12 protein-coding genes and 2 pseudogenes are annotated in these 20,266 nt (G+C 46.7%); all 14 read left to right on the top strand.

All coding sequences use genetic code 11. The annotated features are described in order from the left end of the window. Positions 1 to 165 precede the first annotated feature (165 nt). The 14 genes and pseudogenes from BC351_RS18835 (at position 166) to BC351_RS18765 (ending at position 20,169) form a co-directional block, all read left to right on the top strand. Positions 166 to 5,901, top strand: coding sequence for an Ig-like domain-containing protein (locus BC351_RS18835; protein WP_079414283.1), 5,736 nt, complete (start codon positions 166 to 168; stop codon positions 5,899 to 5,901). Positions 5,902 to 5,952: 51 nt separating this feature from the next. Then, positions 5,953 to 6,207 (top strand): hypothetical protein, encoded by a 255-nt coding sequence (locus BC351_RS42300; RefSeq protein WP_208629777.1) that lies wholly within the window; start codon positions 5,953 to 5,955, stop codon positions 6,205 to 6,207. Between the two features lie 827 nt (positions 6,208 to 7,034). Continuing rightward, a pseudogene (locus BC351_RS18820) lies at positions 7,035 to 7,973 on the top strand (ABC transporter substrate-binding protein); the annotation flags it as partial. Positions 7,974 to 8,256: 283 nt separating this feature from the next. Further along, positions 8,257 to 9,183 carry a carbohydrate ABC transporter permease gene (locus tag BC351_RS18815; protein WP_158082139.1) on the top strand — a complete coding sequence of 309 codons (927 nt, stop codon included), beginning with the start codon at positions 8,257 to 8,259 and terminating at the stop codon, positions 9,181 to 9,183. A gap of 12 nt (positions 9,184 to 9,195) precedes the next feature. Then, a complete protein-coding gene (locus BC351_RS18810) occupies positions 9,196 to 10,134 on the top strand; it encodes a carbohydrate ABC transporter permease (RefSeq protein ID WP_079414279.1) in 939 nt (312 codons plus the stop codon). A 102-nt stretch (positions 10,135 to 10,236) separates the two neighbouring features. Further along, the gene (locus BC351_RS18805) at positions 10,237 to 11,226 is read left to right on the top strand and encodes a LacI family DNA-binding transcriptional regulator (RefSeq protein WP_244209086.1); all 990 of its coding nucleotides are present in this window, start codon (positions 10,237 to 10,239) and stop codon (positions 11,224 to 11,226) included. A 30-nt stretch (positions 11,227 to 11,256) separates the two neighbouring features. Continuing rightward, positions 11,257 to 12,243, top strand: a complete 987-nt coding sequence (locus tag BC351_RS18800; RefSeq protein ID WP_079414277.1) for an N-acetylglucosamine kinase — start codon at positions 11,257 to 11,259, stop codon at positions 12,241 to 12,243. Continuing rightward, entirely contained in the window at positions 12,236 to 13,540 is a 1,305-nt protein-coding gene (locus BC351_RS18795; protein ID WP_079414276.1) for a 6-phospho-beta-glucosidase, read from the top strand. Before BC351_RS18800 ends, BC351_RS18795 begins: the two co-directional genes overlap by 8 nt. A 100-nt stretch (positions 13,541 to 13,640) precedes the next feature. Further along, positions 13,641 to 14,678, top strand: a complete 1,038-nt coding sequence (locus tag BC351_RS18790; RefSeq protein ID WP_144028452.1) for a glycosyl hydrolase family 18 protein — start codon at positions 13,641 to 13,643, stop codon at positions 14,676 to 14,678. A 393-nt stretch (positions 14,679 to 15,071) separates the two neighbouring features. Next, positions 15,072 to 16,085 (top strand): LacI family DNA-binding transcriptional regulator, encoded by a 1,014-nt coding sequence (locus BC351_RS18785; RefSeq protein WP_079414274.1) that lies wholly within the window; start codon positions 15,072 to 15,074, stop codon positions 16,083 to 16,085. An 87-nt stretch (positions 16,086 to 16,172) separates the two neighbouring features. Beyond that, positions 16,173 to 16,589: pseudogene (locus BC351_RS18780) on the top strand (M48 family metallopeptidase); the annotation flags it as partial. 174 nt (positions 16,590 to 16,763) lie between these two features. After that, complete coding sequence (locus BC351_RS18775) at positions 16,764 to 17,735, top strand: N-acetylglucosamine kinase (RefSeq protein ID WP_158082138.1); 972 nt, start codon at positions 16,764 to 16,766, stop codon at positions 17,733 to 17,735. Between the two features lie 10 nt (positions 17,736 to 17,745). Beyond that, positions 17,746 to 18,630, top strand: coding sequence for a MurR/RpiR family transcriptional regulator (locus tag BC351_RS18770; protein WP_244209085.1), 885 nt, complete (start codon positions 17,746 to 17,748; stop codon positions 18,628 to 18,630). Positions 18,631 to 18,813: 183 nt separating this feature from the next. Further along, positions 18,814 to 20,169, top strand: a complete 1,356-nt coding sequence (locus BC351_RS18765) for an extracellular solute-binding protein (RefSeq protein ID WP_144028451.1) — start codon at positions 18,814 to 18,816, stop codon at positions 20,167 to 20,169. Positions 20,170 to 20,266: the final 97 nt, after the last annotated feature.

The raw sequence follows: 20,266 nt of genomic DNA, 5'->3' as shown, positions 1-20,266 counted from the left end.
TAAAAATAATGCTCATATTGGTTAATTTGTTTGCTTATTTGCGTATCTGGTTATCGCTATACTGAAAATAGTACGCTGGATATCGGGAAAGGATGGGATGAAAGCAAAGTTTTTAGAATGAATGAAAGCGCTTTATAATGAGAGAGTTTATTCGGAGGTGGCGTCGTGTTCAAAAGAGGTTTATCTGCAATTCTTGCCTTTACGATTTTAATAAGTTTATTTACAGCGGGGTCTGGCATTACTTATGCCGTCTATGCAGGAGCAGCTCCAGAGCAGCCTGTCATTGATAAGACCACAACAACGATAAATTCAATTAGCTTATCTTGGCCCGTCGCTCAAGGGGCAGCCAGCTATAACGTATACCGTTCCTTGAACAGCAGCGGTCCTTATATCAAGGTTAACGGCTCCGACATCGTATCACAAAACTACGTAGATACGAGTCTGGCGCCAAATACCAGATATTACTACAAGGTTTCAGCCGTAAGTGCTGATGGAGAATCGACTAAATCAGTTGAAGCTTCAGGGTTAACACAACCTGATTTTGGTCCTAATGTCTATGTATTTGATCCGTCGACACCACCAGCCGATATTCAAGCGGCCAGTGCGGCCGTGTTTGCGAAGCAGGAAACCAATCAATTCGGCAGTGAGCGATTCGCGATGCTCTTCAAGCCAGGACGCAATGCGCAGGGTCTTCCTACACCTGCCTCCTACAATGCTAATTTCAAAGTAGGCTTCTACACGCAAGTGTCAGGTTTGGGCCAAGTGCCGGATGATGTCACCATAAATGGCGGGGTAACGGTTGATGCCAACTGGGCTGCTGCACATAATGCGACCCAAAATTTCTGGCGCTCCATCGAAAATTTGGCGGTAGCCCCTGCGGGCGGGGACATGAAATGGGCAGTTTCACAGGCAGCACCGATGAGACGTCTGCATGTCAAAGGCAATTTGACCCTGCATGACCAAGGCGGTTGGGCAAGCGGCGGGTTTTTGGCGGATACGGTAGTTGATGGTACGGTAAATTCCGGATCTCAGCAGCAGTGGTTCTCCAGAAACGGCCAGTGGGCAAATTGGACAGGCTCTTTGTGGAATACGACGATTGTCGGCTCGGTGAATGCGCCTGTGGAAGATTGGCCTACAAATGCTTATACCGTTGTGGATAAAGCGCCTGTTATCCGCGAAAAACCATTTCTGACTTTCGATCCAGCGGCAAATCAGTATAACGTGCTAGTCCCGAATGTGACGACTAACACCAAAGGGACCAGTTGGGCCAGCGGCTCCAACTCAGGAACGCCAGCCTCAATTTCGTTGGAGAAATTTTATATTGCAGATCCCTCAACACCTGTGGCCAGCATTAACGCTGCACTGGATCAAGGGAAGAACCTGCTGCTTACGCCTGGCGTGTATCATCTCGCAGATACGATTAAAGTGACGAAACCCGATACTGTCGTGCTTGGTCTTGGCCTTGCTACGCTGCACTCGGACAATGGCATTGTGGCTCTATCTGTAGCGGATGTGGACGGCGTCAAAATTGCTGGGCTTCTATTCGAAGCAGGAACTGTCAGCTCGCCTGTCCTCTTGCAGTTGGGTCCCAAAGGGAGCTCGGCGAATCATGCAGGCAATCCGAGCTCGCTGCACGATCTCTTTTTTAGAGTAGGCGGGGATGCTCTTGCCAAAGCGGAGGTCTGTATCGAAATTAACAGCAACAATGTCATCGGCGATCATTTCTGGGTATGGCGTGCGGACCATGGCACAGGCGCAGCATGGGATTCCAACATCACCACCAATGGCATGATTGTCAATGGGAATGACGTCACGATATACGGACTTTTTGTGGAACATTTTCACGAGTATCAGACATTGTGGAACGGTGATCGAGGTAAAATGTTCTTTTATCAAACCGAAATCCCCTATGACGTTCCGGACCAAAAAAGCTGGATGAGCAGCGGTGGAACGGTGAATGGATATGCCTCTTACAAAGTGGCGGATTCAGTGAATTCACATGATGCATATGGCTTGGGCATTTATTCGTTTTTTAGAGACGCAGAGGTGAAGCTTGAAAGCGGGATAGAGGTTCCAGATAAGGAAGATGTCAAAATTCATCATGCGACCTCGGTCTTTTTGAGCGGCTTTGGGGAAATTACACATATTGTGAATGCGATGGGATCAACGGTGAGAAAAGGGGCAATGAGAACGACGCTGGCCGATTACATACCTAGATCTGTGGCAAGCATTCCTGCGGTCAATGTTTCAACCGTTGCTGGGAAAGCTCCCCTTTTGCCTGCGTTTGTCACGCAAGTTTTTGAGGATGCTACAACGAAACAAGCGGCAGTAGCATGGGAGATTATTCCCCCTTCCCGCTATGCGTCTGCTGGCAGTTTTACGGTAAATGGAACCGTGCCTGGCAGCTCGCTCCATGCTGTTGCAACGGTTGTTGTTGCTGCTGCCCCGAATCATGCAGTGACAGATATTCTCGTAACTGGAGCAGGCAATGCGAAGACGATTACTGCACCAGAGGGCACGCTTCAAATGTCGGCCACAGTAACGCCTGCGAATGCAGATAATGGGGCAGTCACTTGGTCGGTTGTGAACTCGAACGGAACCGCTACGGATATTGCAACGATCAGCGGCGGAGGTCTGTTGACAGCTGTTAAAAACGGCACGGTCAAAGTGATCGCGACAGCTAATGATGGATCAGGTGTGCAAGGCGAAGCCTTCATCCTCATCAGCGGCCAGATTGTGAAGGTTGCCGGAATTACGGTAACCGGAGCCAGCAATGCAACAACCATTACGACCAAAGGCGCTACCCTGCAAATGTCTGCGGCGATTCAGCCCAGCGATGCGAATATCATCACGGTGACTTGGGGCGTTTATCAGCCGGACGGAACGGCAACGGATAGGGCGACGATTAGCAGCAGCGGACTTTTGACCTCTGTCAAAGATGGCATGGTGAAAGTCGTAGCGACAGCTGCTGATGGTACGGGTACTACAGGCGCTCAGATGATCACAATCAGCGGTCAAACGATCATGCTGGAGAGCGGATGGTCATGGGTGCGAGAAACGCCAAGCAATTGGGCAGTTGATCGCAGCAATGGCAATATCATGAAGCTCAAAACATTGAACGGAAGCTGGTCTCAAACGGGCAAACCAAGCAACATTCTTGTGAGAGATCCGGGGACAACTGACTTCACGATTTCAACCAAATTAAAATTTGCGCCTGATGCCAACTATGAATGGGCAGGATTGATTATTTATCAGGATGATGGCAAATTCATTACATTGGGCAGACAAACGACGGGCAACACGACAACGCAGAAGATCAGATTCTCCAAGGGGGAATCCAACCCGACGCTTGGGCAACTCGATAAGGACTATGCGGATTCTTCTTTAACACCAACACCAGATGTATATTTGAAAATTGTTAAAACAGGGAATAGCTACACAGGCTACTATGGCTATGATGGAATGTCGTGGACGACTACTGCCGACACATTCTCGTTCGCCACGCCGATGTCCAGTCCCAAAGTAGGGATATTTGTACGGAAACTAACGACAAGTTCTGTGAAAACAGCCGAATTTTCGGATTTCAAATTAGCAAATACTTTAGTACCGTTCTGGAATCCTATTACTTCTATTGCTGTTGCAGGAGCAGATGGAACAACCGCAATTACGGCAAAAGGCGGTACCTTGCAAATATCTGCCACCATTCTGCCTGCGACTGCGGATAACAAAACGCTGACATGGTCGCTTGCAAACTCAGATAATTCAGCAACCGACAAAGCGACGCTCAGCGCCAATGGATTATTGACCGCTATGAAGAACGGAAAGGTCAAAGTCACAGCAGCGGCGAATGACGGCTCTGGCGCCGTTGGAAGTGTGATCATTGATTTATCCGGCCAAGTGCTTACACCGCCAACGATTAGAACGGTAACATCTGGAGATGGCCGCATAACCATCGGCTGGCGACCTATGGAGGGGACAGTAGGCTATTCCGTCTATCAACGAACGGCAGACGGTGTTTATGGAGCTGCTCTGTCTACTGTGAGCGGGGATGTTTACAGCTACGATGCGACTAATTTAGTAAACGGCACGACCTATTATTATGTATTGAAAGCCGTGTATCCCGGAGGGATAAGCGATGCCTCCCATGAAGTCAGCGGGACTCCGCAAGTGTTGGCTCCTGGTGCGCCAGAGCTGCGGGCCGCAGCAGCCGGCGATGGTCACGTCAATCTGGAATGGAATTCGGTGGCAGGATCAACGGGGTACCAAGTGTTCATGGGCACGGCATCTGGAACATACAGCAATACACCGCTTATCTCTGTCAGCGGCACCGTGTACAGCTACGAGGCAGCTGGTTTAATGAACGGTACGACTTATTATTTTGTCGTCAAAGCTGTCAATCCTGGAGGAATAAGCCATGCTTCCAACGAAGTCAGCGCGACTCCGCAAGCGCCAGTGCTGAACACAGCTGTGACGGGTGTCACGCTTAACCAGACGACCCTCCGTTTGACACGAGGTGACTCCAGTGTGTTAACAGCTTCGGTATTTCCGGCCAATGCGACGAACCTTGACGTTACGTGGACCACAAGCAACGCGAATATCGCAGCCGTAGACGCTAACGGCAGAGTAACTGCGGCAGCAGCAGGGAGCGCAATCATCACAGTAACAACAGCCGACGGAGGATTCACGGCTACTTGTATCGTTACTGTATATGAACAAACATCCAGTGGTAGAAGCGAAAGTTCGACAGAAACTTCAACAGAAGCGACGAAGACTACGAATAACAACACGGGCATCATAACCATTACAAATCAGCAGCTTACGAACAGTCTGAATGGGAAAACGGTTGTCGAAATTCCAAGCCATATTTCAGAAATCAGACTTCCGTGGAATACGGCCGAGCTGATTAATCTTAATCAGTTGGAGATCAAATCAGAGGCGTTGACACTTTCTATTCCATCCAAGGTGTTTGCGCAGCTGACAAGCAAGCTCAGCGGGGATGAGGTCAAGGGTGCAAGGTTAACCCTGAAGCTGGATCAACTGGCTGAAGCCAATGCGAAGGAGCTTATCCAACAAAGCAACCGGATTTCGAATGCCGACAATCACTTAGTTGGCACTGTGTATGAGTTTCATTTGTACATTCAGACAGCGGACGGGAAAATGGTTGAGCTGTCCAAATTCGATAAGCCGATCCTGCTTGAGCTCAAGGTTCCTGCTTCCATGAATCCGCAGTTGGCAGGTATCTACTATATTGCAGATGACGGGAAACTTGAGTACGTTGGCGGTACTTACAGCCATGGTGTCATCACAGCCGAGATTAGTCACTTTAGTAAATATGCGGTGCTCGAAGTTGGCAAAACCTTCACTGATGTGCCATCCACCCATTGGGCATCCGCTGTCATCAAGGAGCTCGCAGCGAAGATGATTGTTAATGGTACGAGCGCGACAACCTTCGAACCAGAGCGCAGCGTAACACGCGCCGAATTCACGGCGCTTCTCGTGAGAGCGCTGAAGCTAACGGACAAGAGCGCAACGACTTTTGCAGATGTGAAGTCCAGCGATTGGTATGCGGAAGCGGTAGCTATTGCTGTGAACGCAGGAATCGTGCAAGGCAGGAGTGCGACAGTATTCGATGCGAGCGCACTGGTGACTCGTGAGGAAATGGTCACTTTGCTTGTAAGAGCTTATGAGTACAAGAATGGTAAGGTCTTAAGCCAAGCATCCCATGCTTTCGCGGACGAAGCGCAAGTATCTTCGTGGGCGGCAGAGTTTATACAAAAAGCAGCAGCGCTAAACCTGATTCAAGGACGAGCAGCGGACCAATTCGAACCGCAAAGCATATCTACGCGTGCTGAGGCTGCTCAAATTCTGTTTAATCTATTGACAGCTGGTATAAAACAGTAAAGAATGCAGGTTAATAAGGGTCAATTCACTTCAGTAGAGTCATTTGCTGATTTGAATTGGCCCATTTTTATAATCCGATGCGCATGGGAGACTGCAGGTAATGCAGGGATTGCAGGGAATGCGGGGAATGCAGGGATTGCAGGGAATGCGGGGAATGCAGGGAATGCAGGGATTGCAGGGATTGCAGGGAATGCGGGGAATGCAGGGAATGCAGGGAATGCAGGGAATGCAGGGAATGCAGGGAATGCGGGGAATACAGAGATTGCAGGTAATGCAGGCAATGCAGAGATAACGCAGAGATTGTAGGTAATGCAGGTAATGCAGGTAATGCAGAGAATGCAGGGTTTTAGAGATTGCGGGTTCCGCCGAGCGTAGCGCATGTAGCGAGTGACTTTGAAAAACCTGCGATAATGCAGGTATTTTCAACAAAATCGCTCTTAAAGTGGAAATTCCTGCGAATGTGCAGGAATTTGTGGCTTTTCTCACTGAAATCCGAGAAAAGGGCGGAAATACATGCAGAAATGCAGGCATTCATGGAAAAAGGCTATTCTGAGAAAAAAAGGATGCATTATCGCAGGTTTATCTAGAAAATCAGCTGCAAATATCGAGGATACCCGTACTTTTTGTGCCAGGGAGTATCATACGCGTTGGTTATTGTGTAAATGAGAAGCGTAGTGGAGCCGATGTTCGCATTTGCAAAGAAGAGTTGGGCATGCAATGAACTTGGTAGACGCCGGAGAGGATAGCAGAATAGCAGCTATGGCAATGGTTATTGCGGCTTAAATGGATATCGCCCTGAAAGACAAGTTGTTGTAAGCTAACCTAACGCATAAATTAATCCATATTGACACCCTAATCAAAAAAAGCTACTATGTACTTATTAAGTATAAACGTTTATACTTTTGACTTACAGAGGTGCAAGTGCTTCTTACCATGAGGAGGGGTTCTATTTGAGAAATGCAAAGTTAAAGAGTATCGTTTCATGTTTAACAGTAAGCGCTTTTTTGGCAGGCTGCAGCACGATTCCAACCAAAACAGACAACACGGATGCAGCATCGACGGCGAAAGCAACGGAAACTTCAGCGGTATCCACGGCTGCGGCTGCGGCTTCGGGCAAGCTCAGCTGGGATAAAGTGAATGATCCTTCGCTGAAAGGGCAGGAAATTACTGTTCTCGTCGTTGATACGGATGGTAAGATTGGAACGTTATTTAAGCAATTTACAGAGAAAACAGGCATTAAAGTCAATGAACTCGCCGTAGACTACAACTCTCTATATGGCAAAATAACGACAGCGGCGTTATCGAATTCGTCCGATATTGATGTTGTTGAGATGGATACCATTTGGGCGGGACAATTTCTAAAAGGGAATATTGCCGAGGATTTGACTAATGTTATTCCTGCAGATGTCCAAAAGAAATACACGCAATCTTCGCTTTCGTCAGCGATGTTCGATAATCACTTGATGGGAATTCCGTATTATTCAAGCACAAAACATTTTTACTGGAACAAGGATTTGTTGAAAAAAGCAGGCTACGACGCCCCGCCAAAAACGTGGGATGAATTTAGAGAAGCATCCAAGAAGCTGACAGCGAACGGCGTTTACGGATCAGGCTGGGCATGGAAGCAGGCAGAAGGCTTAATTTGTGATTATGTCAGCATGGTGTACGCTTTCGGCGGCAATATGATTGGGGACAATGGCAAGCTTAATGTTAATTCCAAGGAATCCGTGCAAACGCTTCAATATATGTCGGACCTTATTAATACGGACAAAACGGTAGACCCTGCAAGCCTGCAGTGGACAGAAGAAGACGTGAAAAATGCTTTCATGGCTGGCAAAATTGCTATGATGAGCAACTGGGAGAACATGTATCCTGATCTGAATGATCCAACGAAATCCAAAGTGGTAAATCAAAGCGACGTAGGTTTGCTGCCAGGACAAGGAAGTGTTGTTTCTTCCTCCGTGACAGGGTCTGAAGGCATCGCGATTATGAAATCAAGCAAGAAGAAGCAAGCGGCACTTGCGTTCTTAAGCTGGATCGGGTCAAGGGATTTCCAAGTGCCGTTCTACGCGAATACCGGTACGTATCCATCGCTGCAGGAGCTTTACACGGACGAGGCGATTATCAAGGCTGATACAACGAAATCATTAAGTAAAATTATGCCGGAATTCCAATATGGCCACAATCGTCCGAATGCGCCTGGTTATGTCGAATGGGCAGATATTTTATCCAATCAAGTGGTATCCGGTTTGACGAAGCACCAAACTCCTCAGCAAGCGTTGGATGAAGCTTCCAAGAAAATCGACGAAGCCATAAAAACAGCAGCTAAGTAAAGCAGGGTGTGGAGGGATGAGCGTGCTCAAAAGTCAATTTGCTACCAAAAGAAGCCTATTTCCTTCTTCGAAAAAAGAACGGAAGGATATCTTATTTGCGATCCTCCTGCTGGCGCCTACGCTGTATCTCTTGTTAAGAATATTTATCTTACCCATTGTACAGTCGCTGGTTTGGAGCTTTTTTAAATACAATTTGATGGACGGTTCAACCATTGAATATGTAGGTTTGAGAAATTATATGGACATTTCTGTGCTGCAGGACTTTTGGATTTCCATGAAAAATACGAGTTATTTCACCGTTTTTTCAGTGGCGCTTGAATTGGCTATCGGTTTTCTATGTGCTCTTGTACTGAACCAGACGTTCATTGGCAGATCGTTTTTTAGAGGCATTATTATCATTCCTTGGGCGATGCTCACGTTAGTGAATGGGTTGCTGTGGAACTGGATTTATCAGCCAGGATACGGCGCTTTGAATACGATTTTGCATAACATGCATGTGCTGGGAGCCGATACGAATCCGGTGTGGCTTTCCAGCTCCGGCAAGGTAGTTTTTTTCACAGCTTTGACGGATATCTGGAAAATGACGCCTTTTATGACCTTGCTGCTATTGGCGGGCATGCAATCCATATCGGTTTCCTTGTATGAGGCAGCAGCCATTGACGGCGCCAACTTTTGGAAGAAAATATGGCATGTGACACTTCCGCAGTTGATGCCCTCACTGATGATTGCTCTCGTATTGCGTGTAATTGGCGCATTTCGAGTGTATGACATTCTAACGGTTTTCACAGGAAATCCGAATACATCGGTTAGTTATCTAACGTATAACTTTGCATTCCGCTACTTTTATTTAGGCAGAGCGTCAGCGATGGCTTGGATTTCCACCATTTTCATTTTAATTTTCATTGTTATCTATATGATCATGCTGAAGAGACAGCAGAAAGAACAGTAAGGGGGAAGAACGGTGAGCAGAGAGGTAGCAAGCAGAACCCCGTCTTGGCGAGTTCGTTTATTTAAAGTCAGTCCAAGTGAGCTTATTCCCCCCATTTATTTGTGGTTGGGCATTATCCTTTTAACGATATTTACGCTTTCACCCTTTCTGTATTTGATGATTTCTTCGGTCAGCCAATCGCAAGAGCTGTTATCCGGGCATCTGTTCCCCCATTTGCCGACGTTTGGCAACTATGTGAAGTTATTTCAAGGGAGTACGGGGAAAGATTTTGTGCATGCCTTAGAAAATAGTTTATCGGTCTCCTTATGGACAACGGTGATTACAATTTTCGTAGGCGTATTTGCATCGTATGCCTTGGCGCGAATCAAATTTCCGTTTCGGGTCACACTGCTGTTCATTATTTTGGCTATGCAGTTATTGCCTTCTATCAGTATTATCGTGCCGCTATACATCATGATGAGAGAGGGATTAACCTTATCTATCCCGTTTACCTCCATTATTATCCTGCACACGAAACCGCTTTTGGATACGACTTGGGCACTGATTATTGCCTATATCGCAACCAGCCTGCCTTTTGCTATTTGGCTCATGAGCGGGTACTTTCAATCCATTTCCAAAGAGATGGAAGAAGCGGCCTACATGGATGGGTGCGGTAAATTCAAAACGATGTACAAAATCATTTTACCCTTGGCGCTGCCAGGTATCGCCGCAACCGCCATTTTCACCTTTTTGAATTCGTGGGATGAATTTATTTTTGCAAGTGCCTTCAGTCAAACGTATGCTTCCAAAACACTGCCTATTGCCGTTCGAGAATTTATTGGCAAACACAGTATTGACTGGGGCCTCATGACAGCTGGAGGATTCGTAGCTTCGCTGCCGCCAGTCATTATTTCCTTGTTTCTGTATCGGTATATTGTGAGCGGATTGTCAGAAGGGGGATTAAAGGAGTAGCATTATCTCTCTTAAGTATAAACGTTTAAACAATTGAATCGAATGGAACGACAATAAAATCACCGAAACGGGAGTTCGATTGCAATTAAAAAGATCAGTATTTTGGATATTGTCACCAAGTCAGGTGTTTCTCTAGTTACGGTATCAAGGGTTCTCAACAATGTTGCGACGGTCCGCGAAGGCAATCGGCAAAAGGTGCTGCAAGCCATCAAAGAATTGAATTACCAGCCTAATTCAGCTGCGCGCAGCTTGGCGCGTGGAACAACGGGATTAATTGGGCTTACGTTGGTTACATTGAACGATTCGGTCTTTCACGATATTGTTCAAGCGGTGAATGAACATTTGGAGGAGAAAGGCTATTTCTTAGCCTTATCCATTTCCTCGCCGACGCAGGAAGAGGCTGAGAAGCAAAATAGCTTCTTATTTCAGGAGGATCGTGTCGACGGCATTATCGTGCTTTCTCCACTGAATGAGAAGCAAATTGTTATGGAGCTGAAGCGCAAAAACATTCCGTTCGTGATCATTGATAACCACGATGACAACACCAGAGCTGTAACTGTGAATGTCGATAATTATGTTGGGGGATTCGAGGCGACCAAGCACTTAATTGAGTTAGGCCATACGCATATCGCTCATGTGAGCGGCCCCGAACACTTTCTTAGTGTTAGAGAACGCAAACGCGGTTTCGAGAAAGCATTGGAGCAATCCGGCATTGCGCCTCTTGCAGTAACTCATACCGAATTCGGAATTCGCAGCGGCTTTCAAGCCGCAACAGCGTGGATCGAAGCGGGAATTGTTCCAACGGCTGTATTCGCCGGGGATGATGCGCTCGCGTTAGGCGCAATGGATGCTTTTCGGGCCAAAGGGTACCGCGTTCCGGATGATATGTCGATTATCGGTTATGATAATCAGCTATTTGCTTCTGAGATCCATCCGCAGCTCACGACGATTCGTCAACCTGTGGAACAAATGGGGAAAGAAGCGGTTCGGCTTTTGCTTAAGCTCATTGGCGGCGCACAAAGGAATAGTTCAGTGCTCTTGCAGCCCCAGCTAATCATCAGACATTCAACAGCCAATTACAAACATAGATAAAAGTAACCATGATGGTGGGAGTGAAATGGATTGAACTATTACTTAGGTGTGGATGCAGGCGCCACGAAAACATACGCCATCCTTACAGATGAAACGGGCAATTGGCTGGCAAGCGGCAGAAGCGGCCCAGGCAATCACCAAATCAATGTAGATTTAGCCAATTCGAATATTAAAGATGCCGTATTTCAGGCCCTTAATCAAGCGAACCTTCAACCTGCGGATATACGTATCGCCTGGTTTGGGTTAGCGGGGGCCGATCGAGAAGCGGACTATCGCATACTAAGGCCCATGATTCAAAGCTATGGATTTGCTAATGCCCATATCGTATGTGACACAATTATCGCGATGCGTGCGGGAACAGCCAAGCCATATGGCGCCGTGCTCATCTGTGGAACTGGCATGAATGCAGCTGGCATTAATAAGCAGGGTCAGATGTTCCAATGCGGCGGATTTGGTTATGCGTTTGGCGATTTTGGCGGAGGCAGCGAGCTTTCGATTGAAGCCTTCCGAACTGTCATTCGAGCATGGGAGGGGCGCATCAAGCCCACTTTGCTGACCGATTTAATTTTACAGACGCTGGGCTATGGTTCGGTTGAAGACATGTTTCATCATTTTCTTGATCTTCATAAGCGGATTCCGTCGGACTTGACGAAGCTGATCTTCGATGCTGCCGCAAGAGGGGATCAGGCATCTATCCAGATTTTGCAAAAACAAGGTGCTGAACTAGGTTTATCCGCCAGAGCCGTCATTGAACGCTTGCATATGCAGGAGGAGAACTTCGATCTTGTATTGGCAGGCAGTGTGTTAACAAAAGGAAATGGCCAGTTCATTCATCCTTATATTGCCAAAGAGGTTCGCGAGGCAGCTCCTGGTTGTCAGTTGAACATTTTGACGGTAGAGCCGGTGGTCGGTTCCATCCTGTTAGCCATGGAGAAAGACGGAATGACGATTGCCGCTTCGACTTATGAAAAGCTAGGTCAAATAACAAACATCAAAGGAGTCGTTTATCATGAGTGAAAAATTGAAGATCGCAGTTATCGGGGGAGGTTCCTCCTATACGCCGGAATTAATTGAAGGAATTATTCTCAATCATGCGCAGCTGCCGGTATCTGAGATCTGGCTGGTAGATATTCCCGCAGGCCAACACAAGCTTGAAATTGTAGGGAGCTTAGCCAAAAGGATGGTTGAGAAGTCTGGATTGCCCATGACGGTTCATTTAACGATGAATCGACGCGAAGCGCTGGAGGGAGCTGTCTTCGTATCTACTCAGATGCGAGTTGGCCTTCTCGAAGCACGAATCTGGGATGAGACGATTCCGCTCAAATATGGGGTGATTGGGCAGGAAACGACGGGTCCCGGGGGGATGATGAAAGCGCTGCGTACAATTCCCGTGCTGCTTGATATTTGCAAGGATATGGAGGAGCTATGTCCCGAAGCTTGGCTGCTTAATTTTACGAATCCGGCAGGGATGGTCACCGAAGCGATTAACAAATATTCGAAGATCAAGTCGATTGGGTTATGCAATTCGCCAACAGGCGTTTATAAATGGCTGTCCGCCTTATTCGAGGTTCCGGTGGAGCGCATTTATGCCGAATTCGTGGGTCTTAATCATTTGAACTGGGTGACGAAGGTTAGTGTTGACGGTGATTCCAAGCTGGAGAAGCTGTTTGATCTGAAAGAGGGATACTCGGCCAAAAATGTCCCGCAATCCGAGTGGAATGCCGATTTCATCCATGGGCTTGGCGCTATTCCTTCCTACTACTTGAAATATTTTTATTTAACGCAGGAAATGCTGCAAGATCAAATGGCGTCTTCGAAGAAAGAAGGCACACGCGCAGAGGTTGTCAAACGCTTGGAAGACGAGTTGTTCGAGCTGTACAAAGATCCCAATTTGGCGGAGAAGCCAAAGCAGCTTGAGAAACGCGGAGGCACCTATTACTCGGAAGCCGCTGTTAATCTCATGAAATCACTTTATAATGATTCGCGCGATATTCAAACATTGAATGTGGCCAATGGCCATACGTTGGACTTTTTGCCACATGATGCTTGTATTGAGGTAAATTGTGTTGTGACGAAGCAGGGGCCTATTCCTTTGCCTGTCTCCTATGTTCCGGTTTCAGTCAAAGGTTTGATACATGCAGTTAAAACCTATGAGCAGCTCGCAATTGAAGCGGCTGTGCATGGAGACCGCAGTCTGGCGCTTCAGGCCTTGGGCCATCATCCCCTCGTACCTTCGGTCAATATTGCCGATCGTATGCTGAAGGAAATGCTAGAGCAAAACAAGGCTTTTCTGCCGCAGTTTGCTGAAGCTTAACGGCGGTTGACTACGCTGGAAGGAGGACATAGGCAGTAACGATGAAAGGTATCCATTAATCGCAATGCATGCTTTCCAAACCAAAGGAGGAATTATGTCTATGAAGATCAAAGGAATGGCTAGTTTTCTTACAGCTGCTGCACTTGTATTTACCCTATCAGCCGGTGTTTCTTCCAAGGCCAGTGCGAACTCTCCAATTATTTTAGGTTATTACACGAACGATTCGTTCGCCGCCCTTACAAGCTATCACAGCTATATCAATCAAATTTCAACAGATACCTTCAATACCGATGCAAGTGGCAACATTGTTGGGACTATCCCGACTCAAGCGGTGAATTATGCCAATTCCGTTGGTATCTTGCCTTATGCTTTGGTATCCAACTATGGAGCAACAGATTGGGACAGCAATGCCGCTCATCAAGTGTTAACTAACGCCGCTGCCAAACAAAAGTTGATTGCTAATATGGTTGCTTTAGTGAAAACGAATCATTACAAAGGGATTAATATTGATTTTGAATCCGTTTTGGCAAGCGACCGCAATGCGCTGACCAGCTTTGTGAAAGACGTTGCCAGTATTATGAAAGCGCAAGGGTATTTGACGATGGTCTCTGTCCCTGCCAAAGATACCGATGATCCTGCTGATGATTGGTCGGGCGCATTCGATTATGAACAACTTGGCACTTATGCAGATTTCATTCAAGTGATGACCTATGATGAGCATGGCGTGTGGGCAGATCCAGGCTCAGTTGCAAGTAAACCATGGATGACAGCGGCGCTTAAATTCTCGATTACTTATGTGCCTTCAGAGAAAGTCATCATGGGTATTCCAGCTTACGGGAACGACTGGAATTTGTCGGATAAGACGAACAGCAGCAACAAATTAATTCCGTGGAAAGACATTCCACAGCTGATTACAAGCACCAAAGGCAAGCCAACAAGAGATAACGCATCAGGATCAATGACTTTCAAGTATACGGCCAAAGACGGCTCCAGGCATGTGGTCTGGTACGAAGATGAAACGAGCATCAAGACCAAAACGCACTATACGCTGACTTATGAACTTGCAGGTGTTTCGGTCTATGCCATGGGCGAGGAAGATGAGACGTTCTGGAAAGCCATTGCTGCGGGATTGAAATAGTATGGATATAAAGCCAGGGGAAGCGGAGGCTCCCTTGGCTTTTTTTTGCATTTAGGGTTGGATCGGGGGAATCGCATTCACGAAAGGGAACTGTGTTCCCTTATTCATCCACTAAGCAGTTATCTAGCTCGTCAGACGGAACTACAGTACGCTAATTTGTCCAATTTGCTGTTATTTTACGCTAGTGAGGTGAAATAGAGGATCGTACTTCCCTTTCAGAGGCAAATAGTGGATTCAGAGTGATATAGCGGATCATAGTTCCTCTTCGCAAGGGGGTATGTCCAACGGCGCTTGGGTTTTCCTACTGTTCGGATGTGTAAACGCTTATATAATCGGAATGTTGTGTTATAATAGGTTATACAGGTAATTATCGGAACAGGGAGCTAGGTAGCAATGAAAAAAGTGAGCATTTTGGATGTAGTTGAAAAGTCGGGTGTTTCGCTCGTCACTGTGTCTAGAGTCTTGAATAACGTAGGAACGGTGCGGGAAAGCAATCGCCAGAAAGTATTGCAAGCGATTAAAGATCTGGACTACCGGCCGAATTCCGCTGCCCGCAGTCTGGCGCGTGGTTCGACGGGATTAATTGGGCTTACGCTGGAAACGTTAAAGGATACTGTTTTTGACGGGATTGTTCATACGGTGAATCAAAGCTTGGAGGAGAGCGGCTATTTCTTAGCCTTGTCTATTTTCTCGCGAACCGAAGGTGATCCGGACCAAAAGACCAATTTCTTATTTCAAGAGGACCGCGTGGATGGCATCATTGTTCTTTCGCTTCTGGACGAAGAGAATTATGTCATGGAGCTAAAAAGAAAAAAAATCCCCTTCGTAATTATTGACAACCATGTTGCCAACTCAAGAGCCTTGACGGTGAATGTTGATAATTACATAGGCGGTCTTGAAGCAACCAAGCATTTGATTGAACTGGGACATACGCGCATAGCGCATGTAAGCGGACCTGATCATTTTCTAAGCGTTAGAGAAAGAAAGCGGGGATATGAGAAAGCTTTATCAGATGCTGGGCTATCACCGCTGATCGTTACGCATACGGAGTCTTTTGGCATTCGCTCCGGCTTCGATGTAGCCAAGACTTGGATGCAGAACGGAATGATTCCGACTGCCGTTTTTGCAGGGGATGACGGGTTGGCGCTTGGCGTTATGGAGGCGTACCAGAGCGAGGGTTACAAAATACCGGACGATCTTTCGGTTATTGGTTATGATGATCAAGTTTTTGCGGCTGAAATTCATCCGCGACTTACGACGATTCGTCAGCCTATGGAGCAAATGGGGCAGCACGCTGTCCGTCTATTGCTGAAGCTGATTCAAGGGTCCAAAAGAAACACCTCGGTCGTTTTGCAGCCGGAACTGATTGTAAGAGAATCGACAGCTATCTGCCTGAAGAAGGATTGAATATACGTGTGCATGAAGGTTATGACAGAAAGAAAGGCTTGAGAAATGATGGCAAATGAAGTTGAACAACCGGCGTATCCAGATCGTAAATTTCTTCATTTGGGGAAAACCTATGATCTTCATGAGTTAATAGAAACGAAGGGGTTAGCGGAAGATGAGCTGAAAAAAAACCTCAAGAAGTTTTATTTCTCAAGCTGCAAGAAGATTGTAGGGGAACGCATACCCAAATACCAAGCTCAACTGAAAGTAAAACCCAAAACCGTAGAAGTGGTGGAATCAATAACGAAGTGGGGCAGCTGCAGCTCGGCCAAAAAGCTAACGTTCAATTATCGCCTAGCGATGGCTCCAATTGAAGTGATTGATTATGTGATCATCCACGAGCTATGCCATCTGCTGCACATGAACCATGATCGTTCCTTTTGGAGACGTGTTGGAAGCGTGATGCCGGACTATAAAGAGAAGGAAGAGTTTTTAGCCAAATATGGGCATTGGATGTCATTTTAGGACTATGAATGGTAAACGGAAACAGGGCTCGTTCGCGATAAAAGCGAATAGGCTTTTTTTTATTTTTCCGCTCTGAAATAATATTTTAGAATTGTTAAAATATTATTGACATGCAATTTTAGTGACTATATAATTTGACCTATACCCATTCTATCCACTTGGAGTGAACCGATTGTGCCATATGTCATTGGGATTGACGGAGGCGGTACCAAAACGACATGCGTTTTCCAGAAAGTAGAGGAATATGATCCGTTTTTGAAGCCTCAGAGAGAAGTGAATATCGGGGAGGGTACGAATCCGCTGAGTGTCGGTTTTGAGCAAATGACAGATAGACTTCATCAGCTCGTACAGTATGGATTGGAAGCTCAAGGCATTCTTCCGGGAGACGTTGTTGGCCTATGCGCTGGCATTGCCGGTACACGGCTGGAAGCTAATCGATTGATGGTTGAACATGAGCTCAAACAATTAGGTCAGCAATTGCACCTGCATCCAGATGCTTTCTATGAGGTGAAGAGTGATCTATATGTAGCGCTTCGCGGGGCTATGCAGCCTGCGGACAAGGAAGGCATTCTTGTTATCTGCGGTACGGGCTCCAATGCGATAGGCGTATCCCAAGCGGGTCATCTGATTTATAACGGAGGATGGGGCCATATTCTCGGTGATGAAGGAAGCGGTTACTCGATTGGACTTCAAGCGCTCAAAGCCGTTTGCAAAGCCTATGATCGCAGAGAATATCCAACGGAATTAACCGGAATGGTTCTGGATGCGCTTAAGCTTGCAAGTGAACAAGAGCTCATTCATTATATATATCGTGAGGGAAAGAGCAAGAAGGAGATTGCCAGCTTAGCCAGACTGGTCATTGAAGCATCCACCCATTCAGATCGGGTGGCGGTGGCAATACTGAGCGAAGCTGGAGACGAGCTAGTTGAACTGGTTCGCGGGTTAATGAGGAAGTCGGCATCATTGCATGAAGCGATCCCCGTGACCGTTGCGGGTTCTATCTTCACTTACTCGGATATCATCAAGAACCGGTTTGTTGAAGGGTTAAGCGTACATAGAGCAGGCCAATATCAGCCGCCTTATGCAGATCCTGTAGAGGGCGCGATCAAAGTGGCCATGGAAGCAATCTCGAAACCAACCATTTAGGGGGAAGCTTATGGCAGAAAATCATCTGGCCGAATCTTTATCAGGCGGCTTGATTATGTTGAAGGAAATTGCCGAACAGTTGCCGCCCTCGGAGCGTAAGATTGCCGTTTATATTCTGGAGAATCCCCATGAAGCTATACGCAGCACAGCCAATGAATTAGGTGAATTAAGCGCTACGAGTGCATCGGCCGTGATCCGGTTATGCAAATCGTTAGGTCTTAGCGGGTTTCAAGAATTAAAGCTTAGAGTAGCTGGAGATATGCGGAACACGTCAGAAGCCGATTTCACGGACTTCGCTTCCCATGAGTCTCAGCAGTCTATTGTGCAGAAGATTACCAACAACAGCATTCGATCCTTGCAGGAAACGGCGGAGATCATGAATTATGAAGCTTTGAGCAAAGCCGTCGAGGTGCTTCAGCATGCCGGAAGAATTCATTTCTATGGCATAGGCGCTTCAGGTGTTATTGCCCAAGATGCTCATCTCAAATTCGTGCGGATTAACCCGTCAACGACGTCCAGCATCGATTTTCATTTATCTGCGATGATGGTTGCCCAAATGGGCCCGCAAGATGTCGTTATTGGCATTTCTTTCTCAGGAGAGACTTATGAGGTTGGCAAAGTATTGGAACTAGCGAAGCACAGAGGCGCGGTTGCCATCAGCTTAACGAGCTACGGCTTATCGCCAATAAGTGAAATCGCAGATATCAACTTATATGTTTCCTCCAAGCAGGAAGAGGTATTCCGCAGCGCGGCAACTTCATCGCGACTGGCTCAGCTGCATATTATTGATATTTTATTCATGTGTGTGCTGACAGCTAATTACGATAAGTCAATCCAATTGCTGGATGAGGTTCGTGTTGGCATTAATTTTGTGAAACAGCAGTCAAAGAAGTAGGGGATATACAAAGGAAGTAACTTTGTTGCTTCTTTTTATATATAATCCTGAGTTTGCCGATTTGAATAGAAGGTATGTATTCGCGGCAATAAGGATGCAGATGTAAACCTTCAACCAGATAAACAGCAGCGATTTCTTCGCAAGACGATGTCATCCATTTTATTAAAAGGGGAGCTCGATGGTATGAAAATGAAGTCAATCAGCGTAAGTCTTATGGGTGTTATGGTAACGGTTGGATTATTGACGGGCTGCAGTCCGCAGAACGCCAAAAAAGAGGCAAGTGCAAGTCCCGCTGTCACGAATGCGCAAACGGCAGCAACGAAAGAATTGACTGGGGAGCTGGAAATTCAGTATTTTGTCGGCGGCTACGGAGATGCTTGGTGGAAGCAATCCATTGATGAATTCCAGAAGCTGAATCCGAAGCTGAAAATCACACAAACAGCAGGGCCGCAAATCAACGAGCAGATGAAACCGCGCTGGATTCAGGGCAATCCGCCGGATCTGATGTTCATCAATGGCGCAGGTTCTAATGCAAGGCAGATGTTTATTGATAATCAATTGATGGATTTAACCGATTGGCTCAAAGATGCGAAGAACGCTGATGGCGAGAAAATCTTGGATGTCCTGTTCAGCAAGCCGGAAGAGTATCAACCAGGCAAGACCTACACGCTGCCACTCGTCTTCGGTTCGTACGGTACTTTCTATGACAAGGCTGAGCTGCGCAAAAATGGCTGGAATGAGCCGAAAGACTGGCCTAGCTTCATGGACACTTTGCAGAAAGTGAAAGACTCCGGCAAAATGGCACCCTATATCCATACTGGCGTTTATCCACAATATATCATTGGCGGGCTGCTCAATTCTGCGATCGTTGCCGCTAATGGCAGTGATCCTGCGATCATTAACAAGATTAATGCGCTGGAGACCGGGGTGTTCAAAAGCGAGCCTGTCATGAAAGCTTTGGATAAGCTGATCGAGCTCAATACGAAAGGATTTATCGAAGGCAGTTCATCTGCATTGAACCATACCGATTCCCAAATGCAGTTCCTGCAGCACAAGGCTGCTTTTATTCCTAATGGCTTATGGATAGAAAACGAAATGAAGAAGGACATTCCTGCTGGATTTGAGTTTGGATTCATTCCTTCCGTTGTCCAGGATAAAGCCGGAAAATCCATCGTTATTCCTTCAACAGCGACAATGGGTATCGCCAAAAAGGCGAAAAATCCTGATGCTGCCAAAGCGTATCTGCAATATGTATTTACGAAAAAGCAAGCCTTAGCTTGGGCAGAGCTGACAGGATCTGTTCTGAATGTGAAAGCAGATTTGAGCAAAGCGGATAAAGTCAGCGCGCTCGTGAAGCAAGCCAGCACTTATTTTGCCTCCTCCGATGTAATCATTGCACCAATTCCGGTGCTGCCGGAAGAACTGTTCAAGATCGAAAAGGATGCCACGCTCGCCTTGGTAACCGGCAAAATCAACAAAGAAGAATGGGCGAAACGCCTTGAAGACGGGGCTGCGAAACAACGCGAGAAGAATAAATAGAAAGAATAGAAAGAAAGAATAAATAGATCAGCTAGTGGTTGGATACTTCAGCGAGAGGGAAGGAGTATCCAACCCGCCATTATTATGACAACTTGAA

This window comes from Paenibacillus ferrarius (assembly GCF_002027705.1).
GTDB lineage: Bacteria > Bacillota > Bacilli > Paenibacillales > NBRC-103111 > Paenibacillus_E > Paenibacillus_E ferrarius.
Note: the sequence above shows the minus strand (reverse complement) of the source record. Positions and strands in the feature narration are given on the sequence as shown.